Raw genomic sequence first — 25,725 nt, 5'->3', positions numbered from 1 at the left:
TTACAAGCTTTGTTTAGTATTTGGGCGACAGATCACGCAATGTCTGAAGAGTATGAAAATTGAGCGAATGAAACTTTGAAGGGAAATAATTCACCTGAAGAATTATTCACTTTTTTGAAGTGAAAATATTTTGTATAACAAATGGTTATTTATGCGAATTGCTATAAATTGCCGTCAATGACACTTTTTGCAGTGAAATGCCTCGTTCTTTAAGGCTTGCGCAGCATGCCGTGCAAATGATACTCATACGGCGCGTTAAAAAAATCCCATAAACCAACGCAACACAATTCATACCCTTTCAGTATGTCTCCATATTCATGCAGTTTTGATGGTACGGAGATTTCATTGAGGAAGTCAGTTTCTATGAAAAATTTGAAAGTCAGCCTGGCCTGGCAGATCCTGCTGGCCCTTGTGCTGGGCATCTTGCTGGGCAGTTACCTCCATTATCATAGCGACAGCCGCGAGTGGCTGATTGCGAACCTTCTCTCCCCTGCGGGCGATATCTTTATTCATCTGATCAAGATGATTGTTGTGCCGATTGTGATCTCGACGCTGGTGGTCGGTATCGCGGGTGTCGGTGATGCGAAACAGTTAGGCCGCATCGGCGTTAAAACTATTCTCTATTTCGAAGTGATCACCACGGTTGCCATCGTTCTTGGCATCACCCTGGCGAATGTGTTCCAGCCTGGTGCCGGGATCGATATGTCGCAGCTGGCGACGGTGGATATTTCGAAATACCAAAGCACAACCGCCGATGTGCAGAGCCATTCGCATGGACTGATGGGGACTATTCTCTCGCTGGTGCCGACCAACATTATCGCGTCCATGGCGAAGGGCGAGATGCTGCCGATCATCTTCTTCTCGGTACTCTTTGGTCTGGGGCTTTCTTCCCTGCCCGCGACGCACCGTGAACCGCTGGTCACCGTGTTCCGATCTGTCTCCGAAACCATGTTCAAAGTCACCCACATGGTGATGCGCTATGCGCCGGTCGGGGTATTCGCGCTGATTGCGGTGACCGTAGCGAACTTCGGCTTTGCCTCCCTGTGGCCGCTGGCGAAGCTGGTGATTCTGGTGCACTTCGCGATTCTGTTCTTCGCGCTGGTAGTGCTGGGCATTGTGGCGCGCCTGTGCGGGCTCAGCATCTGGATCCTGATCCGCATCCTGAAGGATGAGCTGATTCTGGCCTACTCCACGGCAAGCTCCGAGAGCGTACTGCCGCGTATCATTGAGAAGATGGAGGCCTACGGTGCGCCGGCGTCCATTACCAGCTTCGTGGTGCCAACGGGTTACTCCTTTAACCTGGATGGTTCGACGCTGTATCAGAGTATTGCGGCAATCTTTATCGCGCAGCTGTACGGCATTGACCTGTCGCTGTGGCAGGAGATCGTGCTGGTTCTGACGCTGATGGTGACTTCAAAAGGCATCGCAGGCGTCCCGGGCGTCTCCTTCGTGGTGCTGCTGGCGACGCTGGGCAGCGTCGGTATTCCGCTGGAAGGCCTGGCGTTTATTGCCGGTGTGGACCGTATCCTAGACATGGCGCGTACTGCGCTGAACGTGGTGGGTAATGCGCTGGCGGTGCTGGTAATCTCCAAGTGGGAACACAAGTTCGACCGTAAAAAAGCGCTAGCGTATGAACGCGAGGTGCTGGGTCGTTTTGATAAAACGGCTGACCAGTAACATTCTAAGCCCGGTGGCGCTGCGCTTACCGGGCCTACGGGTTTTGTAGGCCGGGTAAGGCGAAGCCGCCACCCGGCACGTTACTCCCCGCTCAACGCATCAAACTCTTCACACCCGGTATCAAACCCTTCGGTACAGCTCAGGTTTAACCAGTAAAGCGCTTTCTGCTTATTCGGTGTGATAAAGCCTTTCTCACCCTGCCTGAACAGCATTCCTGCCCAGTACTCCGCATAGCCCGTCCGGGACAGAGCCGAACTCCGCTTGAACCACGACGCGGCCTGCACGTCATCCTGAGGGACTTCAACGCCGTTGGCATAGATCAGCCCCAGCTGCTGTTGCGCGTCTACCGCCGAGTCGCTATCGATGTCTTCGGTCGCCGATTGCAGCAGTGCGATGGCCTGCGGGTAGTCGGTTTTGCCCGCCTGCGTGTTCACCAGCACCCGCGCCAGCATGATCGCGCCGCGTTTGCTGCCCGCAATGTTTGCCTGCTGGGCCAGGGCTTTGGCCTGAGCATAGTCGCCCTGCGAAAAGTGGATTTGCGACAGCAGCGCCATGGCGTCGACATCACCGCCTTTTGCCGCTTTTTCCGCCCACAGCGCCGCCTGCGCGCTGTCGCCGGAACTGAACCAGGTATCGGCAAGATAATACTGCGCGCGCGCATCGCCCGCTTCAGCCTGCTTTTTATACTGGCTGCCTATCTCATCGGCATGGGCAAACGCGGTTAAAAATAACAACATCAGAAAAAGGGTTTTCATGGATTCTTATCATCTGAGTACACGCCGCGCAGTATAATCGCGGTGACAGAAGAAAAAAACGGGTGCGTTAAGACCTCAGCATCCCACAAGCCGGGCGGAACACGCGTTCCGCCCGAAGAGGTTAGCCTGCGTTACAGGCTAATTTCGCCGCCACCTCCTGATGTTCACTCTTTATTAAAACTCGCAGAGCTTATCGCGAGTAATAAAGGTAAAGATCACTATCGTCAGGCAAATAATAAAGACGATGCCTAACGTAGTTTTTAATGGCGTCATGCCTTTTACTCCTTGTGAAAAAAAGAATAAGAGGCTACTCTCAACCTGTTGGTTGTTGAGGGGTAGCCTCGGGTAAATGCAAATTTCCCGGGGCTTTCCACTTTCTGTCCCTCAACAATGCTCAAGACAGAAAGTCTTAAGCACCCGCCGCATATCTTATCTCGCTGAATTAAAATGCAAAGATGTAATTAATTTTCGCGCAAATTACATTTTTTCTGCGAGACGTCTTCAGAAATATATATAGATGTAATTAATAGCGGTGCCAGAAATAATAATGGGGTGAATATCTCACCCCATTTAGTCAGCGATTAATTAACGGCTTCATCCCATTGCGCTTTCGCGCAGGCGGGCTTTCAGCTTGTTATATTCGTCGATCACATACTGTTCCGCAGCGTGTTGATCCGCTATTGGCTCCACGTTTACGGCGCAGTATTTATACTCCGGCGTTTTGGTTATCGGGCTTAAGTTCTCCGTCACCAGCTCGTTACAGGCGCCAATCCACCACTGGTAGGTCATATAGACCGCGCCTTTGTTCGGACGGTCGCTGACCTGCGCGCGGGTAATGATGCGGCCTTTACGCGAGTTCACCCACACCAGCGCTTCATCTTCAATACCGAGCCGTTCGGCGTCGGCGGTGTTGATCTGCGCGTAGCCCGGTTCATCCGCCAGCGCCGCCAGCGCGGCGCAGTTGCCGGTCATGGAACGGCAGGAGTAGTGGCCCACTTCACGCACGGTGGAGAGCACCATCGGATACTCGTCGGTGAGCTTATCGATCGGCGCGACCCAGTCGCAGGTGAAGAACTGCGCCAGCCCGTTCGGGGTGTCGAACTTCTCTTTAAAGAGGTATGACGTCCCCTGATCGGATTCTGACTCATCCCGGCACGGCCACTGGATGTAGCCCAGCTCACCCATTTTTTCATAGGTTGCCCCATAAAAGTCCGGACACAGATGCCGCAACTCGTCCCAGATCTCCTGGGTGTTGTTGTAGTGCATCGGGTAGCCCATGCGGGTGGCGATTTCGCTGATGATCTGCCAGTCCGTTTTCAGATCCCACTTCGGCTCGACGGCCTTGAAGAAGCGCTGGAAGCCGCGGTCTGCTGCCGTATAGACACCTTCATGCTCGCCCCAGGAGGTCGACGGCAGAATCACATCCGCCGCTGCCGCGGTTTTGGTCATAAAGATATCCTGAACAATCACCAGCTCCAGATCCTCAAAGCCTTTGCGCACCGCGGACAGTTCGGCGTCGGTCTGGAGCGGATCTTCACCCATGATGTAGGCCGCACGTACTTCACCGTGAGCCGCGCGGTGCGGCAGCTCGCTGATGCGGTATCCGGTGTGTGCCGGCAGACTTTCCACGCCCCAGGCCTTCGCAAACTTCTCGCGGTTTTCCGGGAACTTCACGTACTGGTAGCCCGGATAGGTGTCCGGCAGCGCGCCCATATCACACGCACCCTGCACGTTATTCTGACCACGCACCGGGTTCACGCCCACATGCGCTTTACCCAGATTGCCGGTCAGCATGGCGAGGCTGGTGAGCGAGCGCACGGTTTCCACACCCTGGTAGAACTGGGTCACGCCCATGCCCCACAGGATGGCGGCGGTTTTCGCTCCGGCGTACATCCGCGCCGCCTGGCGGATCTCCTGCGCGCTGACGCCGGTTATCGCCTCTACTGACTCCGGCGTATAGCCTTCGACAATCTTGCGATACTCTTCAAACCCTTCCGTACGGCTCGCGACAAACGCCTGGTCGTAGAGGTTCTCCTCAATAATGACGTGCCCCATCGCATTCAACAGCGCGATGTTCGAGCCGTTTTTCAGTGCGATGTGCATATCCGCAATGCGCGCGGTTTCAATTTTACGCGGATCGCAGACGATGATTTTCGCCCCGTTCTGTTTGGCGCGAATAACGTGATTCGCGACGATAGGGTGAGAATCCGCCGGGTTATAGCCGAAGATGAACACCAGATCGGTGTTATCTATCTCATTGATGGCATTACTCATTGCGCCGTTACCGACCGACTGGTGCAGACCTGCAACCGATGGGCCGTGTCAGACGCGAGCGCAGCAGTCGACGTTATTGGTACCAATAACGGCGCGCGCGAATTTTTGCATCACATAGTTGGTTTCATTCCCGGTTCCGCGTGAGGAGCCGGTGGTCTGAATCGCATCCGGGCCATACTTGGCCTTGATGGCGCTGAGGCGCGTGGCGACGTAATCCAGCGCTTCATTCCAGGAGACGGCTTCCAGCTTGCCGCCGCGCTCGCGGCGGATCATAGGGGTTTTCAGGCGCGGCGTGAGGATTTGGGTATCGTTAATAAAATCCCAGCCGTAGTACCCTTTCAGGCACAGCGTGCCCTGATTGGTTTTACCCTGCGCCGCTTCCGCCCGGACGATTTTGCCGTTATCGACCACCAGGTGGATCTTGCAACCTGAGGCACAATAAGGGCAAACCGTGACGACTTTTTTCATCACTTTGCTCCAGTTAAACAGTTCTTACCTGCCCAATATGCAGCTTCTATGCCATGTTTTTACTATGGGTATTTCCTGACTTTACGGCCCTTTGCGGGGCAAAACCCTGACGAAAAACAGCCAATCGTCAAAATTGACGTGTCGAAAGGGCAGGGGATGTGACATGGATTGGAATTCCGTCACGTAAAAAACAATTCGGCTGGAGCCAGCGGCAGAATGGTTCAGACTTAACATAATTCCCTGACGGAAGCATGCGATGAAACCGGCGATTCTGGTGGTTGATGATGATGTCGCAGTCTGCGAACTGCTACAGGATGTGCTCAGCGAGCACGTCTTTACCGTGCTGACGTGTCACACCGGTCAGGACGCGGTGAACCGTGTCCAGCAGGACCCTGGCATTGCGCTGGTTCTGCTGGACATGATGCTGCCGGATATCAACGGATTACAGGTTTTGCTGCAACTGCAAAAGCAGCGACCATCGCTACCGGTGGTGATGCTGACGGGGCTGGGAAGTGAATCAGATGTGGTCGTCGGGCTCGAAATGGGCGCCGATGATTACATCGGAAAACCGTTCAATCCGCGCGTGGTGGTCGCCCGCGTTAAGGCGGTGCTGCGTCGAACCGGCGCGCTGGACGCGGAGCCTGCCGCGCCGCGCGTTGAAGGTATTGCCTTTAACGGCTGGACGCTGGACACCACCCGCTGCGAGCTGAGCGATCCGCAGCGTAATACCGTGCCGTTAACCCAGGGCGAATACGGCCTGCTGCTGGCATTAACGCAAAACGCCCGCCGGGTACTGAGTCGTGAACAGCTGCTGGAGCTGACCCACAGCGAAAGCGCCGAGGTCTTTGACCGCACTATCGACGTGTTGATCATGCGGCTACGGCGAAAAATTGAGGTCAATCCGCACCAGCCTTTGCTGATCAAAACCATTCGCGGTCTGGGCTATGTTTTTGCCACGGACGTTTCCCATCATGAGAAAGCCGCCTGACCGTTCTCCTGAATAAACGCCTGAAGCTCGGCCAGCGTTTTCGCGCCGTCAATCGCATTGGCCGCCAGCAGGCTGGCCCGCGCGCAGGCGTGCGCCAGATAAATACTCTCGGTAAGCGACAGCGATTCATGGCAACCGTATAAAAAGCCTGCGCAAAACGCGTCGCCCGCACCGACGCTGCCGATAATCTCGTCCTGCGTCAGCTTCCACGAAGGAACCCATTGCCCTTTTTCACTCGGCGCTTCACCCCATGCCCCTTCCGGACAGTGGATCACTACCCGCTGCCGCACGCCTGCCGCCAGCAACTGTGCGGCAGCGTCGGCGATATGGACCATGTTCAGCGCACCATGACTGTCGCGGATCTCAAGCCCGCTAAACTCACCGGCTTCCAGCTCGTTAATCACCAGATAATCAAGATGACGCAGGGCAGGGAGCACCAGCGGCTGATAGCGTGGATCGCCCTTGCGGGAGACCAGATCGAGCGAGGTTTCATACCCCTGATCGCGCATCTGTGCCAGTAACCGCGCGCTGCGGGTGCCAAACTCCTCGTCCGGCATGTCCAGGCTGTCGAGCAGCAGCAGATAGCCGAGATGGAAGATCTTCAGCGATCCGTCGAGGCGATCGAAGGCGGTAAGATCCAGCAGGCGGTTGGCGCCCGGCGAGTGGAAAAAGGTGCGCTGTCCGCTGGGGTCGGTCATTACCTGCGACATCGACGTTGGGGCGAACGTCGTGCGCTGCACGCGCTGGCGATTGACGTGATACTGGTCGAGCATCGCCAGAATATAGTCTCCGTCGCTGTCTTCCCCAATCAGCCCCACCGCCTGTAACGGCAGGCCGACGTGCATTTTCGCCAGCGTCAGCAGAACGTTGAGCGGCGCACCGCCGGTTGAGCGCTCACTGTGGGTGATTTCCGCCAGCCAGCCGCGCTCCGGCCACTGTACGATCTGGTGGACGTGATCTACCAGCATGTTGCCTGCGGCGATAATCCCTTTGCGTTCCATTATGCCTGCCCCGCGCTGCCGAAGATGCGCATCTGCTCCGCGACCGTATCGGTAATGGCCTCTTCAATGCCCAGCAGCAGTTCGGCAAACTCATCGTACAGCGGCTGGCGGTTTGCCATGCGCTGCTCAACGGCGGCGAGCGCGGCCTGCGACATGCCGGTATAAAAGTTGATTTTATGAATGCCCAGCTCGATAGCGCGGCGGAAGTCGGCATCGCTAATTCCCGAGCCGCCGTGTAAAACCAGCGGCAGCCCCGTCTGCTGGCGAATGGCGTCCAGACGCGTGAAATCAAGCTTCGGCTCGCCCTTGTATTTCCCGTGCGCGTTGCCAATGGCGACCGCCAGCGCGTCGATACCGGTTAAATCGACAAATTCGCGCGCCAGCTGCGGGTCGGTAAAGAACGCTTCATCGGCATGCCCATACAGCGCGCCGCCTTCATCTCCGCCGACTGCGCCCAGCTCCGCCTCCACCGAGACGCCCACCGCGTGGCACATCTTCACCACTTCCCGGGTCTGGCGGATATTTTCCTCATAGCTCAGCGTCGAGCCGTCGAACATCACCGAGCTGAACCCTAAGCGCAGGGCGCGCACGACGGCCTCAAAATGCAGCCCGTGGTCGAGGTTAAGCACCACGGGAATATCGTGACGGGCGGCTTCGAACTTCACCGCTTCGACAAGCGACTCCAGAGACACGTACTTAAAATGCACTTCCGCGATGTTGATGATAAACGGCGAGCGTTCCTGCTTCGCGGCGGCAAACAGCGCGCGCAGAAAATGGGAGTCGAGAACGTTGAACGCGCCCAGGGCGTAGCGGTGTTCTCTGGCGTGTGCCAGACCGTCGGCAAGAGAAATCAATGGCATCATTCACTCCTTATATCCGAAACAGGTTGTACTCGTTGCACAGCACCAGCACCGCCGGTTCGTCTTCTTCGATGGTGTTGTAGCGATCGATGGGCTGTAAAAAGTGGTTGTCGTGTTCATCGTCATTGACCGACGACACTTCGCCCACCAGAACGTCGCCAAAGCCGCGTTCACCCCAGAAACTGTGGTACAGGCCGGGCGTCAGGCAGATGCTCTCCCCAGGCGTGAGGCGCAGCTGGCTGCCGGGCGTGTGCGTCTGCCGACAACCGTCTATCGTGACGATCACGTCGGTGTTTTCGGTCTCCTCATGCGCGCCCGCATTCCATAACTCAATAATCAGATTCCCGCCGCCGCGGTTGATGATGTCCTCCCGCTTGCGCCAGTGGAAATGCATCGGCGTCACCTGGCCGTCGCGGACGTGCATGATTTTTTCGGCATAGCACTTCTCATAAGGCACGCCGTTGGGGGAGCCGTTGCGCAGGGTGAACAGCGTCAGCCCCTGTGCGGCAAAGTGGTTGCCGCCAAACGCCGTCACGTCCCAGCCGAGCCTGAGGTCGAACACCTCCTGCCAGGCGGCCTGGTCAAGCTGCTGCCATTTTGTTGGCGGAAAGCTGGCAAACGGCGGGAGATGCACGTCGTGCATGGAGAAGAACTGCCGCGTGTGGCCGAGGATTTCATTGATGTCGGAGCGTTTCATGGGGACTCCTTAAGTTTTTTGCCGCCCCCTCACCCCGGCCCTCTCCCTTGAGGGGGAGTAAGTTCCCTCTCCCCGTGGGAGAGGGTTAGGGTGAGGGCATCAGGCCGCACCGGGTTTACTTAACCGTCCACCCCTTATACGTGCCGACGTTCTTTTTATCGATCATCGTCACCGGGATCAGCACAGGCTCTTTCGGCGCAGGTTTGCCCTGAAGAATGTCATAGCCGATCTCCACCGCCTTCGCCGCCATCACCTGCGGATCCTGCGCCGGCGTCGCCACAAACAGGGAGTTTTCGCGCTTCAGGGCTTCTTCACCGTCCGGGCTGCCATCCACGCCAACGATAAAGAATTCATTGCGTTGCGCCTGTTTTGCCGCCAGATCGGCGCCGATCGCCGTCGGATCGTTAATTGCGAATACGCCGTCGATCTTCGGATTGGCCGCCAGCAGGGAGGTCATGACCTCCAGCCCGCCTTCGCGGCTGCCTTTGGCGTTCTGATTATCCGAGAGCACTTTGATATCCGGGTGGCGCCTGAACTCGGTCTGGCAGCCCTCCACGCGGTTTTGTACCGCAGAAACCGGCGGCCCGTTGATGATCACCACGTTGCCTTTACCTTTCAGACGGTCGGTTATGTACTTACAGGCCATCTCCCCCGCCTGGGTGTTATCAGAGGTGATGGTGGCATCGGCCCCTTCCGCCGCCACGTCAACCGCCACGACCACGATCCCCGCCTCTTTGGCGCGTTTTACCGCCGGGCCGATCCCTTTAGAATCCGCGGCGTTGAGGATGATCATGTCCACTTTCGCGGCAATGAAGTTATCGATCTGCGATACCTGCTGGCCCAGATCGTACCCGCTGGAGACCAGCGTCACCTTGACGTTATCTCCCGCCAGCTTGCGCGCTTCCAGCTCGGCACCTTTGGTGATCTGCACGAAGAACGGGTTAGCCAGGTCGCCCACCGTCACGCCGATGGACTTCAGATCTTTTGCCTGCGCAAACGGGGTTGCGGCCAGCAGCGCGCCAGCACAGAGCGCGGTCACTAAGGGCTTCAATCTCATGCTGTATTCCTCACGTAGGGTATTGTTGTTATGCACTTTGATGGTGTCGGGTACGGTATTTGTCGATCAGCACCGCTATGATGATCACCGCCCCTTTGATCACCAGCTGCCAGAAGTAGGAGACGCCCATCAGCGTCATGCCGTTGTTGAGGGTGGCGATGATCAATGCGCCGACCAGCGTGCCGGTGATCGTGCCGATCCCGCCGACGAAGCTGGTTCCGCCGAGGATCACCGCCGCAATCGCATCCAGCTCGTACCCCGTGCCGAGGTTGCCGTTGGCGCTGTAGAGGCGCGAGGCGCTCATCACGCCGCCTAATCCCGAGAGCAGGCCGCTCATGCCGTAGACAAACAGCAGCACCAGCCAGACCTTGATGCCGGTTAAGCGTGCCGCCTGCATATTGCCGCCGACCGCATAGATGTGAACGCCGAGGGTTGTGCGACGCAGAATAAACCAGCACACCACAATCACCGCCAGGGCGATCACCACCAGCCACGGAATCGGGCCGAGGTAGTTGTTGCCGATCCACTCGAAGTTAATGTTGGAGTTAATGACCGTCGTGCCGTCCGCCAGCAGATACGCCGCGCCGCGCAGTGCCGTATAGGTGCCGAGCGTGACGATAAACGGCGGCAGCCCGGCGAAGGCCACCAGCGCGCCGTTGAACAGCCCCAGCACCATACCGAGCATCAGCGCCGCCGGAATGGAGAGCATCGCAAATTCCGGGATAAGCGAGACCACCATCGCCGCTACCGCCGTAGTACCCAGAATCGAGCCCACAGAGAGGTCAATCCCGCCGGTCAGGATGATGAAGGTCATCCCCGCCGCCAGCACGATGTTGATCGACGCCTGCCGGGTAATATTCAGCAGGTTGCTCTCGGTGAAAAAGTTCGGGGCGATAAAGCCAAATACCGCCACAATCAGGATTAAAATTGGCAAAATGCCGATCGTTTGCATCAGATCGCTCATCAGCATTTTTTTGGCGGAGGCGGATTTCGCCACCTGCTGCGGATGGGTTGGAGTTGTCATAATTACACCGCCTGATGATGTGTGTCGTTCACGCCGGTTGCCAGCGTCATGATGTTTTCCTGAGAGATGTCGCGTCCGTGGAGTTCACCCGCGATGCTGCCTTCCCGCATCACGTACACCCGGTCGCTCATGCCCACCACTTCCGGCAGCTCGCTGGAGATCATCAGAATCGCCACGCCTTTGCGCGCCATCTGGTTCATGATGCGGTAGATCTCGCTTTTCGCGCCGACGTCCACCCCACGCGTGGGCTCGTCCAGAATCAGAATGCGCGGGCCTATCGCCACCCAGCGGGAGATCAGCAGCTTTTGCTGGTTGCCGCCGGAGAGCCCGCCCGCGCGCACCTGAGAATGCGGCACGCGGATATTGAGCAGGGCGATGGCGTCATCGGAAATAGACTGCGCTTTTTTGCGGTTCAGCCAGCCGAAGGTGGCGTCGCGCTCCAGCGTCGCCATGGTGATGTTCTCCTGCGCCGCCAGCTCCAGAAACAGCCCCTGCTCCTTGCGGTTCTCGGTAAGAAAACCGATGCCGTTTTCAATGGCCGCGCGCGGGGAGTGGATCACCACCGGTTCGCCGTCGACCTCGATCATGCCGCCGGTGGCTTTGCGCACGCCGAAGATCAGCTGCGCCAGCTCGGAGCGACCGGCCCCGACCAGCCCCGCCAGCCCGACGATTTCACCGGAGCGAACCTGCAAACTGCACGGCAGCACTTTTTTGCCATCTGTCAGGTGGTGTACGTTCAGACGCGGGCTGCCGAGCGGAATATCGCGCTCTTTGTTAAACAGATCGCTGAGCGGGCGGCCCACCATCATGCGCACCAACTCAGAGGCATTCAGCTTGTCGCGCGTCAGGCTGCCGACGTACTGCCCGTCGCGCAGGACGCTGACGCGATCGGAAAGCTCATACACTTCCGCCATGCGGTGGCTGATGTAGATAATCGCCATCCCTTCATCGCGCAGGCGCAAAATCAGTTCGAACAGACGGTGGGTTTCGCGCGAGGAGAGGGCGGCGGTGGGTTCATCCATCACCAGAATACGGCTGTTGCGGTGCAGCGCGCGGGCGATCTCCACCTGCTGCTGCTCGGCGATGGTCAGCTTCATGACCAGGTCGGTGGCGCTGAACTGCGCGCCCAGACGGTCAATGACCGCCTGCGCCTGGGCAGCCATCTCTTTGCGCTGGACCAGCCCGCCGCGCGACAGCTCGCTGCCGAGAAAAATGTTTTCCGCCACGGTCAGGTTAGGAGCAAGCTGCATCTCCTGATAAATCAGGGTAATGCCTGCGGCCAGCGCATCCTTCGGCCCTTTGATGTGAAACGGCTGACCGTCGATGAGGATGTCGCCGCTGCTGGCGGTATAGGCGCCTGCGAGGATCTTCATCAGCGTGCTTTTTCCGGCGCCGTTTTCCCCCATCAGCGCGTGGATCTCACCGGGGAAAACCGTCAAATCCACACCCTTGAGCGCGTGGAAATTGCCAAACGTCTTGGCAATATTGCGCATCTCTAAAACCGGGGTTCTGCTCATGGCGGATCTCCTGTGAATGTCGATATCTGCACTTCATCACAGGTGCGTAAATGCAAAATGTCAGAAGCTGTTCATATTTGTCATAGTTATGAATAGCTAATCGCCATCACATTTTCCTTTTCCCTCTCCCTGTGGGAGAGGGCCAGGGTGAGGGCACCAAACCGCAGAGGAGCCCAAACCCATGTCTTCACGCCCCCCGTTCTTCACCAGCGCCCGCGGTCGCCTGCTGATATTTAACCTGCTGGTGGTGGCGTTAACGCTGATGGTAAGCGGCGTGGCGGTGCTCGGCTTTCGTCATGCCAGCCAGATCCAGGAGCAGGTGCAGCAGCAAACGCTGGATGATATGACTGGCAGCATGAACCTCGCGCGTGATACCGCGAATGTGGCGACGGCGGCGGTGCGGCTGTCGCAGGTAGTCGGTGCGCTGGAGTACAAAGGCGAAGCTGAACGGCTTAAACAGACGCAGATGGCGCTGCGCCACTCGCTGGAGCAGCTTGCCGATGCGCCGCTGGCGCAGCAGGAGCCGGCGCTGGTGGCGCGTATTATCCGCAGGAGCAATGAGTTACAGCAGAGCGTGACGGGAATGCTGGAGCGCGGGCAAAAACGGCATCTGGAGCGTAACGCGCTGCTCAGCGCGCTGTATCAAAGCCAAAGCTATCTGCGTCATTTGCAGGATATCAACCGCCGTTACGCGAGCAATGTGCCAGACGCCCGGCAGCTTGCAGAGATGGACAGGCTGATCGTTGCCGCCATTGATACCCCTTCACCGCGCGCCACGGTGCAGCAGCTGGATGCAGTAACCGCGATGTTACCCGCGAGCGCCCTGCAACCGGTGGTCAACCTGGTGCTCCCGGATTTTAATGATGAGCTGCGCAAGCTCGCGCCACTGTCAAAGCAGCTGGAGGAGAGCGATCTGTCCATCAGCTGGTACATGTTCCACATCAAGGCGCTGGTGGCGATATTAAACCGCGACATCAATCAGTACGTTGAACAGGTGGCGCAGGCCTCCCGGCTGCGTACCGCCCAAAGCCACCAGGAGCTGCGCTCCATCAGCGTGTTTATCAGCGTCTTCGCGGTGCTGGCGCTGATCATCACCGGCTGCGCCTGCTGGTATATTTACCGCAATCTGGGCTCCAACCTGACGGCTATCTCAAGGGCAATGTCGCGCCTCGCTCACGGCGAGCAGGATGTGTCGGTGCCCGCGCTACAGCGGCGTGATGAGCTGGGGGAACTGGCGCGCGCGTTTAACGTTTTTGCCCGCAATACCGCTTCGCTGGAGCACACCACGCGGCTACTGAAGGAGAAGACCTCGCAGATGGAGGTCGACCGCATCGAACGTCAGGGGCTGGAGGAGGCGCTGCTGCACAGCCAGAAAATGAAGGCGGTTGGGCAACTGACGGGCGGGCTGGCGCATGATTTTAATAACCTGCTGGCGGTGATTATCGGCAGTCTGGAGCTGACCGATTCAGCGTCACCGGACGCGCCGCGCATCACTCGTGCGCTCAAAGCCGCGGAACGCGGGGCCATGCTCACCCAGCGTCTGCTGGCCTTCTCGCGCAAGCAATCCCTGCAACCTCATGCGGTAGAGATGAAGCCGCTGCTGGAGAACCTGAGCGAGCTGATGCGGCACTCGCTTCCCGCCACGCTGACGCTGGATATTGAAGCGCAAACCCCGGCCTGGCCCGCATGGATTGACGTCAGCCAGCTGGAAAACGCCATTATCAACCTGGTAATGAACGCCCGTGATGCAATGGAGGGGCAAAATGGTGTGATCAAAATCCGCACCTGGAACCAGCGTGTGACCCGCAGCGACGGGCGTAGGCAGGATATGGTCGCGCTGGAGGTGATTGACCACGGCTGCGGGATGTCGCAGGAGGTGAAATCGCAGGTCTTTGAACCGTTCTTCACCACCAAACAGACCGGCAGCGGCAGCGGGTTAGGGCTGTCGATGGTGTACGGCTTTGTGCGTCAGTCCGGGGGGCGCGTTGAGATCGAAAGCGCGCCGGGGCAGGGAACCACCGTGCGGCTCCAGCTGCCGCGCTCGACGCTGCCCGCGTTCTCCGATGATGCCGCGCTGGCGACCACGGCCCCGGCAGAGAGTGAGCTGCTTGTGCTGGTCCTGGAAGATGAGGCGGGCGTGCGGCAGACCCTGTGCGAGCAACTGCACCAGCTTGGCTACCTGACGCTTGAAGCCGAAAACGGCGAGCAGGCGCTGAACATGCTGGACGCATCACCGGATATCGGCATGTTTATCAGCGACCTGATGTTGCCGGGCGGCCTGAGTGGTGCGGAGGTGATCGGCCATGTACGCAGCCACTATCCGCAGTTGCCGGTGCTGCTGATCAGCGGGCAGGATTTGCGCCCGGCGCATAACCCGCAGCTGCCGGACGTTCAGTTACTGCGAAAACCTTTCACCCGCGCACAGCTGGCGCAGGCGCTGCGCAAGGTGATGGCAGGAACCGGCAGCGAGCCAGGGTAGCGGCCCCCTGAGCGCCGTTAAAAGACGACGACGAGGCAGGGATAAATTTCACGGACTCATGCGGCAGCGGGCGGCGCAAATGCTGCTTTATCCCGACAATCAGCGCTTCGCGCGGAAAGCCAGGCATATCCATTACGCCGCCTCCGAGGATCACCGCATCCGGATCGAACAGATTTACACTGGTGGCAATGGCGCGGGCTGCATGATTCAGGAGTTGCTGTACGAAGGGGTCATCGGGTACGGCTGAAAAGATATCTCCCATCGCATACTCGCGGGGCTGCTGTTCGTACCACTGTTTCAATACGATACCGGAACAAACCGTTTCCAGACATCCCGGGTTGCCACAACCACAGTGCCGCGTCATATCCCCCTGTGGAATATGCCCGAGCTCGCCCGCTACGCCGTGCGCGCCCGTCCATGGAGCACCGTTTAGCCAGATGGCAAATCCCATGCCGGTGCCAAGGTAGGCCGCCAGAACCTCTTGCTGCTGGAGATTGTGTTGCACCACGTCAAACGAAAGCTGAAGGTTAACGTCGCGGGAAAATTCGACCGGGCAGCCTAGCGCATCTTCAAGTTTTCCCGCCAGATCGCGGAGCTCATTCGCCTGCAAAGGCAGATTTGGCGTCGAAATAATGGTGCGTTTGTCTTTGCCGACCAGTGCCGGAAAGCCCATGACCAGACCGCGACAGTGAACCTGTAAATGACGCAGCTGAGCCGTGATCATTTCCGTCACGCCGCACACCACACCAGAGCGGATAACCTCCGCGGTGCGCTGTTTTTCACAATGCAACACCGCACCGTCGGCCGTTTGCAGGCAAAAACGGATATGAGTGGCCCCCATATCCACTCCGGCGACGACATCAGGCTGTTTTTGCATGAGGAACAACCTCGTTTCGTGCCGACAGGATCTGCCCGGCCATAAGCTGCCATGCATCCCCGATATTCTCTGCATGGTTGAACAGACCAGACGTTCCGACGATAAAGACATCTGCGCCGGCGGCCATCAGTTTTTTATAGGTGGCCTGATTGCATGAGCCATCGATCTCAATCTCATAGCTCAGCCCTTCGCGTTCGCGCCAGGCTTTCAGCTCGGCAATTTTCTCCAGCATTTCCGGAATGAACGGCTGCCCGGCAAAGCCTGGATCGACGGTCATCACGGTGATTTTGTCCGCCTTATGAATATAGTATTTCATTGCCTCAACCGGGGTTTCCGGGTTGAGGATGAGTCCCACCTTCATACCGTGACGACGGATCTCTTCAATCAGGCGGAAAGCCTGACCGTTGATGGTCTCCGGGTGCAGTGTGATGAAGTCTGCTCCGGCCTGCGCCAGCTGGCTTATGTAGTCCTGCGGGCGAGTCACCATCAGGTGACAGTCCAGTGGTTTGGTGGCGAGCTTCTTCACCTGGCCGACAAAGAACGGAGACAGCGTCAGATTAGGCACAAAGTGGCCGTCCATGATGTCGATATGGAAGTAGTCCGCGTGCTGGTCAATAAATTCGATCTGTTCTTTGAATTTCAGCAGATCCATACACATCAGGGAGGGTGAAATTTTCATAGTGATTTCCTTACTTACTGATCAATCTGTCGAGGGCAACAGCGGCGATAATCAACCCGCCCATTACCACCAGCTGGTAGTAGGTTTGTACCTGTAAGATATTGAGTCCGTTATTGATGGTGCCGATGATGAGACCACCAATCACGACCGAGAAGATGCGGCCTTTACCGCCGAAGAAGCTGGTTCCGCCGATGATGGCGCTGGCGATGGCGTATGTTTCAAATCCCATCCCGGCCAGCGGCTCCGCTGCGCCCAGACGCGCAGTCGACACCACGCCCGCCAGCCCGGCGCATACGCCAGAAATAATGAACACCACCAGAATATGAAACTTCACGTCGATGCCGGAGTAGAACGCCGAGTTTTTGTTACCGCCCAGGGCGTAGATATTGCGCCCCAGCCGCATACGGGTGGTGAGGAACCAGAGGATCACCGCGACGATCAGCGAGAAGATGACCGGTACGGGTATCCCGAGGACGCTGGCAGCGAAGAAGTTTACAAAATCGAACGAGAAGCCATAGACGGAGTTAGCGTCGGAAATCACCAGCGTGATGCCGCGAAAAATGGCGTTAGTACCGAGAGTGATAATGAACGGATGTAGCCCGGTCCAGTTGACCAGACAGCCATTGATCGCCCCCAGCGCGCCGCCGACCAGTACGCCGCCAATCAGTGCTGCAAAAAACGGGTCGACACCAGCCAGCATCAGTTTGGCAGTCACCATGCCGGAGAGTGCCAGAATGGCTCCGACGGACAGATCAATACCCGCGACAAGGATGGCAAAGAATTCGCCCATTCCGATCAGCACCGTTACCGAGCTCTGGACAAAAATCTGCGTGATGTTGTTGGTGGTGAGGAAGTACTCCGATGACAGCGTGCCAAAGATGGCGACTATAATCGCGAGGATAAAAAAGGTACCGTACTTGTCCCAGAACAGCGCGAAGTTAAATGGCTTTTTCTCCGCCATATCGCCTTTCACTCTTGTGGTAATGCCCATGCCATGATCTCCTCTTCGCTCATGTCGTCGCGATTGGTCAGGATTTGCGTCAGCCGCCCTTCGCAGAACACGGCGATGCGGTCGCAGACGGCGATAATTTCAGGTAATTCAGATGACACCATCAGGATGACCTTGCCTTCGTCAGCCAGCTGGCGCATCACCTTGTAGATTTCGGCCTTTGCGCCGACGTCGATGCCTCGCGTGGGTTCATCAAAAATGATGACGTCCGGGTTGCAACACAGCCATTTAGAAATCAGCACCTTTTGCTGATTGCCGCCGGAGAGTTCGGTGATGTTTTGCTCTACGCTTTGGCACTTCAACGCCAGCAACTGGCGCTGTGCTTCGGCGGTCTTGCGTTCTTCATGCTCGCGAAAGAGCCCCATGGCCCCTTTATAGCCACCGTTTTTCAGGCTCTGGCTGACGGCCATGTTTTGGGCGATAGAGAAATTAGGGAAAAAGCCATTTTCGCGGCGGCTTTCGGTGATGTAGGCCATCCCTTTTTTCAACGCATCCAGAGGCGAATGCGGGGAGATGGTTTTGCCGTTGAGGCGAATTTCACCGCTCGCGCGTTTATCCACGCCGAATAGACAGTCCATCAGTTCGGTACGTCCCGAGCCGACCAGACCCGCAAAACCCAGTATTTCGCCGCGGTTCACGCTGAACGAAATATCACGCACTTTTTTCTTGTCCCGGCTGGTGACGTTGTTCACCTCAAACACCGTGTCGCGTTCGATGTTGCCGGTGCTCTCTTTCATGGCGTTAAAGCGGTTTTGCAGTTCGCGGCCGACCATCAGGCGCACAATGTCGTCGTTTGAAACGTCACTCACCAGGCCACTGCATACGCTGGAACCGTCTTTCATTACCGTGTAGCGGTCGCAGATGCGGCGGATTTCCGCGAGCTTATGCGAGATATAGACAATGGCGGTGCCTTCTTTACGCAGCTGATTCATGATCAAGAAAAGATAATCCACCTCTTTATTGGTTAATGAAGATGTGGGTTCATCCATAATGATCACTTTGGCATCGAGCATTAAGGTTTTCGCAATTTCCAGCATCTGTTTATGGCTGATGGATAAATTCGCTACTTTTTCATCTAAATCGACTTTTAATCCGACGCGTAAGAGCATCATCGCACCGCGAATGCGCATCTCTTTCCAGTCAATAATCCTGATGCCACAAACCTTTTTGGTCAGGTGACGGCCTATATATAGATTTTCCAGCACGGTTAATTCATCAATAACGCTGAGTTCCTGATATATAATGCCGATGCCCAGTTGTGCTGCCAGTTTATGATCCAATTTGTCGTAATTCTTTTCATTAATAATAATGGAGCCTTTGGTCGGTTCATGAATACCCGACCTTACTTTCATTAAGGTTGATTTACCGGCACCATTCTCCCCTAATAACGCGTGGATCTCATGAGGGTATATAGTTAAATCAACCGATTTTAATGCGTGAACCGGACCAAAGGATTTGCCGATACCCGCCATCGAGATATATGGCGTGACCATGTTTATTTCCTTCTCTGTTCACCCTCTCCCTGTGGGAGAGGGCCGGAGTGAGGGCATCAAGCCGCACAGTTCTGCGTTATTTCGTCACCAGAATCGAATCCACCAACTTGAATTCAGGCGTTTTTTCCAGCGGAATGACTTTCCCGGTTTTCGCGGCATCCACCATTAATTTCAGGCCGGTCGCCCCGATGTCCGCCGGGTTTTGTGCGACGGTTGCCGTCATCTGACCGGCTTCGACCATCTTACGCGCCTCTGGAATACCATCGGTGCCGACCACCAGCACTTTGCCGATTTTACCGGCGTTTGCCACCGCCTGTGCCACGCCCATCGCCATGGTATCGTTCGCGCAGTAGAAGGCTTTCAGATTCGGGTTTCGTTGCAGCACGTTGGTTGCCACATCCAGAGCTTTAATGCGATCCCAGTCGGCGGGCTGGCTGGCAACCAGCTTAATTTGGTTTGCTTTTTTGAAGGCTTCTGTTGCGCCATTGCGGCGCGCCTCGCCCGATGCGTTACCGGCTTTACCCTCAATGATTGCGACTTCGCCCCCCTCCGCGCCGAGTTTATTGATAATAAACTCGGCCCCTTTTGCGCCGACGGCCACGTTGTCCGTTGTGACAAACCCCTCTACATTGCCACCTGCTTTTTTCAGGTTATCCATATCGATTTTTTCATCGAGATTCACCAGATAGAGACCTTTCTGCCAGGCGCGCGCGACGGGCATGACCAGATTCACGGAGGAGAGTGGGGCAAAAGCGATACCCTTGTATTTTTTATTACTCAGATCTTCGAACAGCTGTAGCTGGGACTGAAAATCCCCTTCTGACGGCGAGGCAAAAATATCTACGCTTACTCCCAGGGTTTTGGCTTCATCTTCAATCCCTTTCTTCATATCCACCCAGAATGGATTGGAGAGCGTTTTTAATACCACCGCATATTCCGCAGCAGCAAACGCGCTGGTGGATAACATTAAGCCCATAGCGGCGCCGCTGAAATATTTCAGATATTTATTCATAGCAGTGTTCTCAATGTAGGGTATGTTGTTGTTAATCCCGCCTGAGCAGGATTAACCTTTTAATTTACTTCAGTGCGCCAGGAGAGAAGAAATCCACAATAGCGCCGGTTTTTTGCATATTAAGTGTGGCCTGTTCGATATTTTGTTGTGCAACGGAAACAAATAACGCATCTAATAATGTAAGCTGTAATATACGCGCGGAGGCGTTGCGCCCTAATAACGGGGTCTCTGGTGCTGGCGAACAAATAATATAATCAGCAAGTTTAGCAATCGGCGAATGGTAGCTATGGGTAATACAGATAATTTTGGCGCCGTTCTTTTTTGCTAACTCAACTGCTGCTTTCACATCACTGGTGCGGCCGGAATGGGAGACCACCAGTACCACATCCCCTTCCTTCAGCAGCGATGCCGACATCATCATAATGTGCGCGTCCTGATACGACTGGCAGCGCACGCCGATGCGTAGAAACTTATGCTGGATGTCGGCGCAAATAGCGTTAGACCCCCCCACACCGTACAGATCGCGCTGGTTGGCCTGGGCGAAGAAACGTGCCGCGCGGTGAATTTCATCCACGTTCACTATCGACTGGCCTTCCATAATGGTGCGCAGCGTAATATTGAACACTTTGTTAACCACATCCTGTGGTGCTTCATCAAAAGCGAGTTCCGCAGGTAATACTTGTTCGGATTGCGAGAAGTAGTCGACCAGCGCCGCACGCAGGTTACGGAAACCGCTAAAGCCGAGCAGTTTGGCCACTTTCACGATCATCGCCTCCGACACCATCAGCGTTTCGGCAACGTCTTTAATCGCAGGCGCGCCGCTCAGGTTACCCGGCTGGAGCAGCCAGTCGACGATACGGCTTTCGTTGTCGGTCATGCCTTCCTGCTTCATGCGCAGGTACGGTGCAAGGCCAATGCCGTTAGGCAGCTCTTTTTTAAATTCTGACTGACTCATCGCTCTCTTTTGTCCTTAAAAATGAAGACGACACTATATCACCACACTCTGGCATGAAAATATGCTGATAACTTCACAATATTTATAAATTCATAAAGTTTTACTTGTTGTGAAGTTTTGAGGGGCGACTGCTTTAGAATAGCCTTAAAAATCAACAATCTAATTATGACGCGTTAACGGATTTTAATGCATGCCGTAAGAAATATACCGTCATGAGAGAGTTGAAATGTCAAAGTCAGGGGTGTAGAACACGCGCAGAACTCGATGGTTTTGAGGTTTTATTGCACAACTGACCGGTCTTAAATCACAACTCCATCGAGTTCGTAAAGTTAACCCACGATGAGGTTTATTATGAAAAAGATTGCATTTGGCTGCGATCACGTAGGTTTTATGCTGAAAGCGGATATTCTGGCCCATCTGCGCGCGCGTGGCATCGACGTGGTGGATAAGGGCACCTGTTCGCCGGAGCGTACTGACTATCCGTATTATGCCAGCGCGGTTGCACAGGCTATTATCGATAAGGAGGTGGATGGCGGCATCCTGATCTGCGGAACGGGGGTAGGGATCTCCATTACGGCCAATAAGTTCCCGGGCATCCGCGCAGTGGTCTGTAGCGAACCTTATTCAGCTCAACTTTCAAGGCAGCATAACAACACGAATGTGCTGGCATTTGGTTCGCGCGTGGTCGGACTGGAGCTGGCAAAAATGATCGTTGATGCCTGGCTAAATGCACCGTTTGAAGGGGGACGACATCAGGCGCGAGTCGATGCGATAGGGGCGATTGAACAGGCCAGGAATTGAGATTCCTCCGCTATCCCGGTTCCCTGCCATTCATTACCTTAAGGCCAGTTCACCTGCGAGTCTGGCCTTATGAAACGTTACTCTACCGCTCTGTTATTGGGTCTGCTGACTTTAACCAGCCAACTGGCGCATGCCGATGTGATTGATGATGCCATTGGCAATATTCAGCAGGCGATCAACGACGCCTATAACCCCGGCAGCAGCCGTAATGATGATGACGACGATCGTTACGATCGCAGCCATCAAACCGACAGCCGCCAGTACGACGATCGTCGTCGACAGTTAGAAGATCGACGCCAGCGTTTAGACGAGCGTCAGCGGCAGCTGGATGACGATCGGCGTCGGTTAGAAGAGGATGAGCGCCGGTTGGAGGATGATTACGATCGGTGGTAACCCCGGTATTGCAACGCGTAGGCCGGGTAAGGCGCAGCCGCCACCCGGCAAAACCTAATCCAGTACCAGCATCATCCCGTCATACCCCGCTTCAATGCCGGACGGCAGCGGGTTATCCATCATCCACACGTCAAACTGATGGCTGATATGCGTCAGGATCACCTGCGGACAGCCAATCACCTCGTTCAGCGCAATCACCGTATTCAAATCACAATGGTTGCGCGGCGTCTCCGGGCGCGGTTCATGGCTACAGTCGATAATCATCGCCTGCGGCTGATTGTTTAGCAGAAACGTCACCGTTTTATCCGGTAGCCCGGCGGTATCAGAAAGCCACGCCACGCGGCTGTGGGCGGACTCCAGCAGATAGCCAAACGTGAGTTTTGAATGGTTGAGCGGCAGCGGCGTGACCCGCAAGCCCTGAAGTTCAAACATCACAAACGGCTCCACCGTGTGGCTGAAATCGAGAAGGCCCGGATGCCTGAACAGGTCGTCACAGCCTGCGTCGTCCGGCGGACCGTAAACCGGAATGGCCGCTCCCACGCCCCAGCGCAGAGGAAAAAGCCCCTGAACGTGATCCATATGATAATGGGTAAGCAAAATCTGCCTGAAACTCCCCGCGGGCCAGTCGTCCATCAGGTGTGGAATACCCGCGTCCAGCAAGGTGACCGAATCGTTGAATTTCACCGCCGCGCTACAGGGGCGACGGCGATAATTTTCCTGTAAACGCGCCCGTCGGCACGCCGCGCAGTCGCAGCCAAACACCGGCACCAGCTGCGCCCCTCCGGTTCCTGTCAGCGTGATCGTCAGACTCATAACGCACCTCTACAGCGGTTTGGTGAAGCGGAAATGGCTTTGCGTATATCCTTCACGAACATAAAAACGGTGCGCGTCCACGCGCTTCACGCTGGTGGAAAGCTCGGTCAGCTCGGCGCCTGCCTGTCGCGCGACGTCCTCTGCCCAGGCCAGCAGCTGGCTGCCCACTTTTAATCCGCGCGCCTGCGGCATCACCACCAGCTCCTGGATCTCGCCGATCCAGCGGGCGTGATGCAGGTGAAACTGCATATGCAGGCCGATCATACCGATGATCTGCCCGTCCAGCTCGGCCAGCTGGTAGCGCATATTGTGATCCTGCAAGTTGGCCAGATACCCGGCGTGAAACGCCTGATGATCGAACTCGGCCTGCTTAAGTTCGCAGACCAGCGCGTAAACGATCGGCGCATCGTCGGCGGTGGCGGGGCGAAGCTGGCAGTCAGGCATGCTGTTTCTCCTTCTGGCGAATAAGCGATAGAAAGGTCTCGACTGACTGTAGCAAACTTCCGTCGTTATTGAGGAGATGGCAACCCGACGGGGTGTAGCGTGCCGCCCGTTCCAGCCGCTGGTCGATCTCGCGCGCGTTTTCGCGCCCCCGCTTTTGCAGCCGGCTACGGAGAACGTCCGGGGAAACCTGCAAACAGACCGGGAGCAGCGCCGCTTCGTACCGGGCGCGAGCCTGCGGGAGATGCGCCCGCGAGCCGTTAACCAGTACGTCGAACCCCGCATGCAGCCAGAGGTCAATCTCAATACCGACGCCATAGTAGTAACCGTTGGCATGCCAGCTCAGCGCCAGCAGGTTTTGTCCGGCGCGGGTAAAAAACTCCTGCTCGCTCAGGGCGATATGGTTCTCGCTTCCGGCGTTGGCATCGCGCGTGATATAGCGGTGCGCGACCAGCAGCTGTGAATGTTCCCGCTGCCGTAACGCCGACAGCAGGCTGTCCTTCCCGGAGCCGGACGGGCCCATTAACCAGATGAGTCTTCCCATCAGAACACCCTCTTTCCCTGACGCCAGACGTGGTCGATATGAATGTGCTCGCCCTTACGGTGGGCGAGCACCAGATCGGCCCGTTTCCCCTCGGCAATTTCACCGCGATCGTGAAGATTAAGCGCGCTGGCCGGGTTTTTCGTCACCAGGCGAATCGCCTGTGGCAGCGTGAAGCTGTTGTTCTCGTCGTCCGCGACGCGGAAGGCCGCGTCCAGCAGGCTGGCGGGGTAATAGTCAGAGGAGAGGATATCCAGCAGGCCGAGCGAGGCGAGCCTGCTTGCCGCCACGTTGCCGGAGTGCGATCCGCCGCGCACGATATTTGGCGCGCCCATCAGGACGTTCATGCCGTGCTTACGCGATGCCTCTGCCGCTTCAAACGTGGTGGGAAATTCAGCTATCACGCTGCCAAGCTGGTGGGATTCGCGCACGTGATCGTGCGTGGCGTCGTCATGGCTGGCCAGGGCAATATTACGGTCCCGGCACATCGCGGCAATGGAGAGGCGATTCGGCTGCGACCACTGGGCCGCCAGCTGGAGCTGCTCTTCTTCGTAGCGCGCCATCTCCGCGTCGTTGAGCGAATATTTGCCCTGATAGTATTCGCGATACTTTTCAATGTTGGCGAACTGGCGCTGCCCCGGCGAGTGATCCATCAGGGAAACCAGCGAGACCGGCTCGCGGCCCACCAGCTTCTCAAACAGCGGCAGGGTGGTGTGGTGCGGCAACTCGCAACGCAGGTGCAGGCGGTGCTCGGCGCGGTTGAGGCCGCGCTTTTGCGTCTCCTCCACGGCGTTGATCATCTTCTCCAGATTCTCCAGGCGATCGCCGCCGTCGCGCACGTCGCCAATCGCCACCGCGTCCAGCACCGTGGTGATGCCGCTGGCGACCATCAGCGCGTCGTGGCTGCTCATCGCTGAATGAGCAGGCCAGTCGACCTTCGGGCGCGGGGTGAAGAATTTATCGAGGTTATCGGTATGCAGCTCAATCAGCCCCGGCAGCAGCCAGCCGCCTTCGCCGTCCATCGCTTCCGGTGAGCGGCTCCGGGTTTCGGCAAAGGCGCGGATGACGCCGTCCTGGATCTCGATTGAGCCGCCAACCACCTCGTTTTCCAGCACCAGCCTGACGTTATTGATAATCATACGTGTGTCCCCATCGGGTGCAGTCTGTCTGCCACGCGGCTGCGTACGGTTTCGTCGTGGAAGATCCCGACGATCGCCGCGCCGCGCGCTTTGGCCTGTTCGATCAGTTCCATCACCGCTGCGCTGTTCTTACTGTCGAGCGAGGCGGTGGGTTCATCCAGGAGTAAAATCGGGTAATCGACGATAAAGCCGCGGGCGATGTTGACGCGCTGCTGCTCGCCGCCGGAAAAGGTCGACGGGGCGAGGTGCCACAGACGCTCCGGTACGTTGAGGCGCGTCAGCAGGCTGGCGGCTTTAGCGGCGCAGGTTTCGCGCGGCACGCCGAGATCCAGCAGGGGTTGCATGACCACGTCCAGGGCGGAGATCCGCGGGATCACTCGCAGGAACTGGCTGACCCAGCCGATCGTCGAGCGGCGCACTTCCAGCACTTTGCGCGCGGGAGCCTGAACCAGATCGACCCATTCATTGTTATGGCGAATATGAATATGGCCTTCGTCCGGCAGGTAGTTGGCATACAGGGAGCGCAGCAGGGTGGATTTTCCGCTGCCGGAATGGCCATGCAGCACCACGCATTCGCCGTTGCTGACCTCTAACGAGGCATTTTGCAGTACCGGCAGGCGGACGCCGTTTTGCTGGTGGAGCACAAAGGTTTTACTTACGTTTTGTACGTGGATCATGTTGGCCTCGCGATTCGTTTTGCCGGGTGGCGGCTTCGCCTTACCCGGCCTACGGGTGCGGTGTTCGTTTTGCCGGGTGGCGGCTTCGCCTTACCCGG

The 25,725-nt window shown here is 56.9% G+C and carries 24 protein-coding genes and 1 pseudogene; 5 read left to right on the top strand and 20 right to left on the bottom strand.

The annotated features are described in order from the left end of the window. Window positions 1-363: 363 nt before the first annotated feature. Window positions 364-1,677 carry a glutamate/aspartate:proton symporter GltP gene (gene gltP, locus ACOTY5_RS21220; RefSeq protein WP_015570199.1) on the top strand — a complete coding sequence of 438 codons (1,314 nt, stop codon included), beginning with the start codon at window positions 364-366 and terminating at the stop codon, window positions 1,675-1,677. Between the two features lie 80 nt (window positions 1,678-1,757). Here the strand turns inward: gltP and ACOTY5_RS21215 are convergent, their stop codons facing one another. The 3 genes and pseudogenes from ACOTY5_RS21215 to fdhF form a co-directional block, all read right to left on the bottom strand. Next, complete coding sequence (locus tag ACOTY5_RS21215) at window positions 1,758-2,432, bottom strand: tetratricopeptide repeat protein (RefSeq protein WP_045141428.1); 675 nt, start codon at window positions 2,430-2,432, stop codon at window positions 1,758-1,760. Between the two features lie 121 nt (window positions 2,433-2,553). Next, window positions 2,554-2,705, bottom strand: a pseudogene (locus ACOTY5_RS21210) (Hok/Gef family protein). A 321-nt stretch (window positions 2,706-3,026) separates the two neighbouring features. After that, window positions 3,027-5,174, bottom strand: a complete 2,148-nt coding sequence (gene fdhF / locus ACOTY5_RS21205; RefSeq protein WP_080024796.1) for a formate dehydrogenase subunit alpha — start codon at window positions 5,172-5,174, stop codon at window positions 3,027-3,029. 256 nt (window positions 5,175-5,430) lie between these two features. On the opposite strand from fdhF, the gene ACOTY5_RS21200 reads away from it, so the two are divergent. Next, window positions 5,431-6,162 (top strand): response regulator, encoded by a 732-nt coding sequence (locus tag ACOTY5_RS21200; protein ID WP_032104458.1) that lies wholly within the window; start codon window positions 5,431-5,433, stop codon window positions 6,160-6,162. On the opposite strand, the gene ACOTY5_RS21195 is transcribed toward ACOTY5_RS21200, so the two are convergent. The 6 genes from ACOTY5_RS21195 to ACOTY5_RS21170 all read right to left on the bottom strand — a co-directional run bounded on the left by ACOTY5_RS21195 (window position 6,144) and on the right by ACOTY5_RS21170 (window position 12,318). Further along, complete coding sequence (locus tag ACOTY5_RS21195) at window positions 6,144-7,163, bottom strand: carbohydrate kinase family protein (RefSeq protein ID WP_045141427.1); 1,020 nt, start codon at window positions 7,161-7,163, stop codon at window positions 6,144-6,146. The two genes, ACOTY5_RS21200 and ACOTY5_RS21195, sit on opposite strands and share 19 nt — an antisense overlap. Further along, window positions 7,163-8,023, bottom strand: a complete 861-nt coding sequence (locus tag ACOTY5_RS21190) for a ketose 1,6-bisphosphate aldolase (protein ID WP_017382639.1) — start codon at window positions 8,021-8,023, stop codon at window positions 7,163-7,165. The genes ACOTY5_RS21195 and ACOTY5_RS21190 overlap by 1 nt, the downstream gene beginning before the upstream one ends. A gap of 10 nt (window positions 8,024-8,033) precedes the next feature. After that, window positions 8,034-8,720 carry a D-lyxose/D-mannose family sugar isomerase gene (locus ACOTY5_RS21185; protein ID WP_017694710.1) on the bottom strand — a complete coding sequence of 229 codons (687 nt, stop codon included), beginning with the start codon at window positions 8,718-8,720 and terminating at the stop codon, window positions 8,034-8,036. Between the two features lie 115 nt (window positions 8,721-8,835). Next, window positions 8,836-9,777: an ABC transporter substrate-binding protein gene (locus tag ACOTY5_RS21180; protein ID WP_003860240.1), complete on the bottom strand. Its 942-nt coding sequence runs from the start codon at window positions 9,775-9,777 to the stop codon at window positions 8,836-8,838. 28 nt (window positions 9,778-9,805) lie between these two features. Further along, window positions 9,806-10,801, bottom strand: coding sequence for an ABC transporter permease subunit (locus ACOTY5_RS21175; RefSeq protein WP_003860239.1), 996 nt, complete (start codon window positions 10,799-10,801; stop codon window positions 9,806-9,808). A gap of 2 nt (window positions 10,802-10,803) precedes the next feature. Continuing rightward, window positions 10,804-12,318 carry a sugar ABC transporter ATP-binding protein gene (locus ACOTY5_RS21170; RefSeq protein WP_017382641.1) on the bottom strand — a complete coding sequence of 505 codons (1,515 nt, stop codon included), beginning with the start codon at window positions 12,316-12,318 and terminating at the stop codon, window positions 10,804-10,806. Between the two features lie 181 nt (window positions 12,319-12,499). On the opposite strand from ACOTY5_RS21170, the gene ACOTY5_RS21165 reads away from it, so the two are divergent. Next, window positions 12,500-14,797: an ATP-binding protein gene (locus tag ACOTY5_RS21165; RefSeq protein ID WP_421632016.1), complete on the top strand. Its 2,298-nt coding sequence runs from the start codon at window positions 12,500-12,502 to the stop codon at window positions 14,795-14,797. Here the strand turns inward: ACOTY5_RS21165 and alsK are convergent. From alsK to ACOTY5_RS21135, 6 genes are all read right to left on the bottom strand, one after another. Then, window positions 14,730-15,674, bottom strand: a complete 945-nt coding sequence (gene alsK / locus ACOTY5_RS21160; RefSeq protein ID WP_032620751.1) for an allose kinase — start codon at window positions 15,672-15,674, stop codon at window positions 14,730-14,732. The genes ACOTY5_RS21165 and alsK overlap by 68 nt on opposite strands. Next, window positions 15,658-16,353, bottom strand: a complete 696-nt coding sequence (alsE, locus tag ACOTY5_RS21155; RefSeq protein ID WP_015570210.1) for a D-allulose 6-phosphate 3-epimerase — start codon at window positions 16,351-16,353, stop codon at window positions 15,658-15,660. Before alsE ends, alsK begins: the two co-directional genes overlap by 17 nt. 10 nt (window positions 16,354-16,363) lie before the next feature. Continuing rightward, window positions 16,364-17,344 (bottom strand): D-allose ABC transporter permease, encoded by a 981-nt coding sequence (alsC, locus tag ACOTY5_RS21150; RefSeq protein WP_017382644.1) that lies wholly within the window; start codon window positions 17,342-17,344, stop codon window positions 16,364-16,366. Then, window positions 17,323-18,855 (bottom strand): D-allose ABC transporter ATP-binding protein AlsA, encoded by a 1,533-nt coding sequence (gene alsA, locus ACOTY5_RS21145; RefSeq protein WP_045141426.1) that lies wholly within the window; start codon window positions 18,853-18,855, stop codon window positions 17,323-17,325. Before alsA ends, alsC begins: the two co-directional genes overlap by 22 nt. Before the next feature lie 76 nt (window positions 18,856-18,931). Then, a complete protein-coding gene (gene alsB, locus ACOTY5_RS21140; RefSeq protein WP_045141425.1) occupies window positions 18,932-19,867 on the bottom strand; it encodes a D-allose transporter substrate-binding protein in 936 nt (311 codons plus the stop codon). A gap of 64 nt (window positions 19,868-19,931) precedes the next feature. Further along, entirely contained in the window at window positions 19,932-20,822 is an 891-nt protein-coding gene (locus tag ACOTY5_RS21135; RefSeq protein WP_015570213.1) for a MurR/RpiR family transcriptional regulator, read from the bottom strand. Between the two features lie 351 nt (window positions 20,823-21,173). Between ACOTY5_RS21135 and rpiB the strand changes: the two genes are divergently transcribed. Next, entirely contained in the window at window positions 21,174-21,623 is a 450-nt protein-coding gene (gene rpiB / locus ACOTY5_RS21130; protein WP_045141424.1) for a bifunctional allose-6-phosphate isomerase/ribose-5-phosphate isomerase RpiB, read from the top strand. Window positions 21,624-21,692: 69 nt separating this feature from the next. Continuing rightward, window positions 21,693-22,016 carry a DDRRRQL repeat protein YjdP gene (yjdP, locus tag ACOTY5_RS21125; RefSeq protein WP_032668803.1) on the top strand — a complete coding sequence of 108 codons (324 nt, stop codon included), beginning with the start codon at window positions 21,693-21,695 and terminating at the stop codon, window positions 22,014-22,016. Window positions 22,017-22,070: 54 nt separating this feature from the next. Here the strand turns inward: yjdP and phnP are convergent, their stop codons facing one another. The 5 genes from phnP to phnL are packed head-to-tail and all read right to left on the bottom strand — an operon-like array spanning window position 22,071 to window position 25,627. Beyond that, window positions 22,071-22,829 carry a phosphonate metabolism protein PhnP gene (gene phnP, locus ACOTY5_RS21120; RefSeq protein WP_045141423.1) on the bottom strand — a complete coding sequence of 253 codons (759 nt, stop codon included), beginning with the start codon at window positions 22,827-22,829 and terminating at the stop codon, window positions 22,071-22,073. 9 nt (window positions 22,830-22,838) lie between these two features. Then, window positions 22,839-23,273, bottom strand: coding sequence for an aminoalkylphosphonate N-acetyltransferase (gene phnO, locus ACOTY5_RS21115; RefSeq protein WP_045141422.1), 435 nt, complete (start codon window positions 23,271-23,273; stop codon window positions 22,839-22,841). Further along, complete coding sequence (phnN, locus tag ACOTY5_RS21110; RefSeq protein ID WP_026080559.1) at window positions 23,266-23,817, bottom strand: ribose 1,5-bisphosphokinase; 552 nt, start codon at window positions 23,815-23,817, stop codon at window positions 23,266-23,268. The genes phnO and phnN overlap by 8 nt, the downstream gene beginning before the upstream one ends. Beyond that, entirely contained in the window at window positions 23,814-24,950 is a 1,137-nt protein-coding gene (phnM, locus tag ACOTY5_RS21105; RefSeq protein ID WP_045141421.1) for an alpha-D-ribose 1-methylphosphonate 5-triphosphate diphosphatase, read from the bottom strand. The genes phnN and phnM overlap by 4 nt, the downstream gene beginning before the upstream one ends. Beyond that, entirely contained in the window at window positions 24,947-25,627 is a 681-nt protein-coding gene (gene phnL / locus ACOTY5_RS21100) for a phosphonate C-P lyase system protein PhnL (RefSeq protein WP_045141420.1), read from the bottom strand. The genes phnM and phnL overlap by 4 nt, the downstream gene beginning before the upstream one ends. Window positions 25,628-25,725: the final 98 nt, after the last annotated feature.

Origin of the sequence: Enterobacter cloacae complex sp. SHL018 (genome assembly GCF_049237905.1) — a bacterium.
Lineage (GTDB): Bacteria > Pseudomonadota > Gammaproteobacteria > Enterobacterales > Enterobacteriaceae > Enterobacter > Enterobacter hormaechei_C.
This window is presented reverse-complemented; position numbering and strand designations above follow the sequence as displayed.

Bases quoted from the DNA above. Each gene is read 5' to 3' on its own strand.
- gltP (WP_015570199.1), top strand. From the start codon at position 364: ATGAAAAATTTGAAAGTCAGCCTGGCCTGGCAGATCCTGCTGGCCCTT.
- ACOTY5_RS21215 (WP_045141428.1), bottom strand. From the start codon at position 2,432: ATGAAAACCCTTTTTCTGATGTTGTTATTTTTAACCGCGTTTGCCCAT.
- ACOTY5_RS21200 (WP_032104458.1), top strand. From the start codon at position 5,431: ATGAAACCGGCGATTCTGGTGGTTGATGATGATGTCGCAGTCTGCGAA.
- ACOTY5_RS21195 (WP_045141427.1), bottom strand. From the start codon at position 7,163: ATGGAACGCAAAGGGATTATCGCCGCAGGCAACATGCTGGTAGATCAC.
- ACOTY5_RS21190 (WP_017382639.1), bottom strand. From the start codon at position 8,023: ATGCCATTGATTTCTCTTGCCGACGGTCTGGCACACGCCAGAGAACAC.
- ACOTY5_RS21185 (WP_017694710.1), bottom strand. From the start codon at position 8,720: ATGAAACGCTCCGACATCAATGAAATCCTCGGCCACACGCGGCAGTTC.
- ACOTY5_RS21180 (WP_003860240.1), bottom strand. From the start codon at position 9,777: ATGAGATTGAAGCCCTTAGTGACCGCGCTCTGTGCTGGCGCGCTGCTG.
- ACOTY5_RS21175 (WP_003860239.1), bottom strand. From the start codon at position 10,801: ATGACAACTCCAACCCATCCGCAGCAGGTGGCGAAATCCGCCTCCGCC.
- ACOTY5_RS21170 (WP_017382641.1), bottom strand. From the start codon at position 12,318: ATGAGCAGAACCCCGGTTTTAGAGATGCGCAATATTGCCAAGACGTTT.
- ACOTY5_RS21165 (WP_421632016.1), top strand. From the start codon at position 12,500: ATGTCTTCACGCCCCCCGTTCTTCACCAGCGCCCGCGGTCGCCTGCTG.
- alsK (WP_032620751.1), bottom strand. From the start codon at position 15,674: ATGCAAAAACAGCCTGATGTCGTCGCCGGAGTGGATATGGGGGCCACT.
- alsE (WP_015570210.1), bottom strand. From the start codon at position 16,353: ATGAAAATTTCACCCTCCCTGATGTGTATGGATCTGCTGAAATTCAAA.
- alsC (WP_017382644.1), bottom strand. From the start codon at position 17,344: ATGGGCATTACCACAAGAGTGAAAGGCGATATGGCGGAGAAAAAGCCA.
- alsA (WP_045141426.1), bottom strand. From the start codon at position 18,855: ATGGTCACGCCATATATCTCGATGGCGGGTATCGGCAAATCCTTTGGT.
- alsB (WP_045141425.1), bottom strand. From the start codon at position 19,867: ATGAATAAATATCTGAAATATTTCAGCGGCGCCGCTATGGGCTTAATG.
- ACOTY5_RS21135 (WP_015570213.1), bottom strand. From the start codon at position 20,822: ATGAGTCAGTCAGAATTTAAAAAAGAGCTGCCTAACGGCATTGGCCTT.
- rpiB (WP_045141424.1), top strand. From the start codon at position 21,174: ATGAAAAAGATTGCATTTGGCTGCGATCACGTAGGTTTTATGCTGAAA.
- yjdP (WP_032668803.1), top strand. From the start codon at position 21,693: ATGAAACGTTACTCTACCGCTCTGTTATTGGGTCTGCTGACTTTAACC.
- phnP (WP_045141423.1), bottom strand. From the start codon at position 22,829: ATGAGTCTGACGATCACGCTGACAGGAACCGGAGGGGCGCAGCTGGTG.
- phnO (WP_045141422.1), bottom strand. From the start codon at position 23,273: ATGCCTGACTGCCAGCTTCGCCCCGCCACCGCCGACGATGCGCCGATC.
- phnM (WP_045141421.1), bottom strand. From the start codon at position 24,950: ATGATTATCAATAACGTCAGGCTGGTGCTGGAAAACGAGGTGGTTGGC.
- phnL (WP_045141420.1), bottom strand. From the start codon at position 25,627: ATGATCCACGTACAAAACGTAAGTAAAACCTTTGTGCTCCACCAGCAA.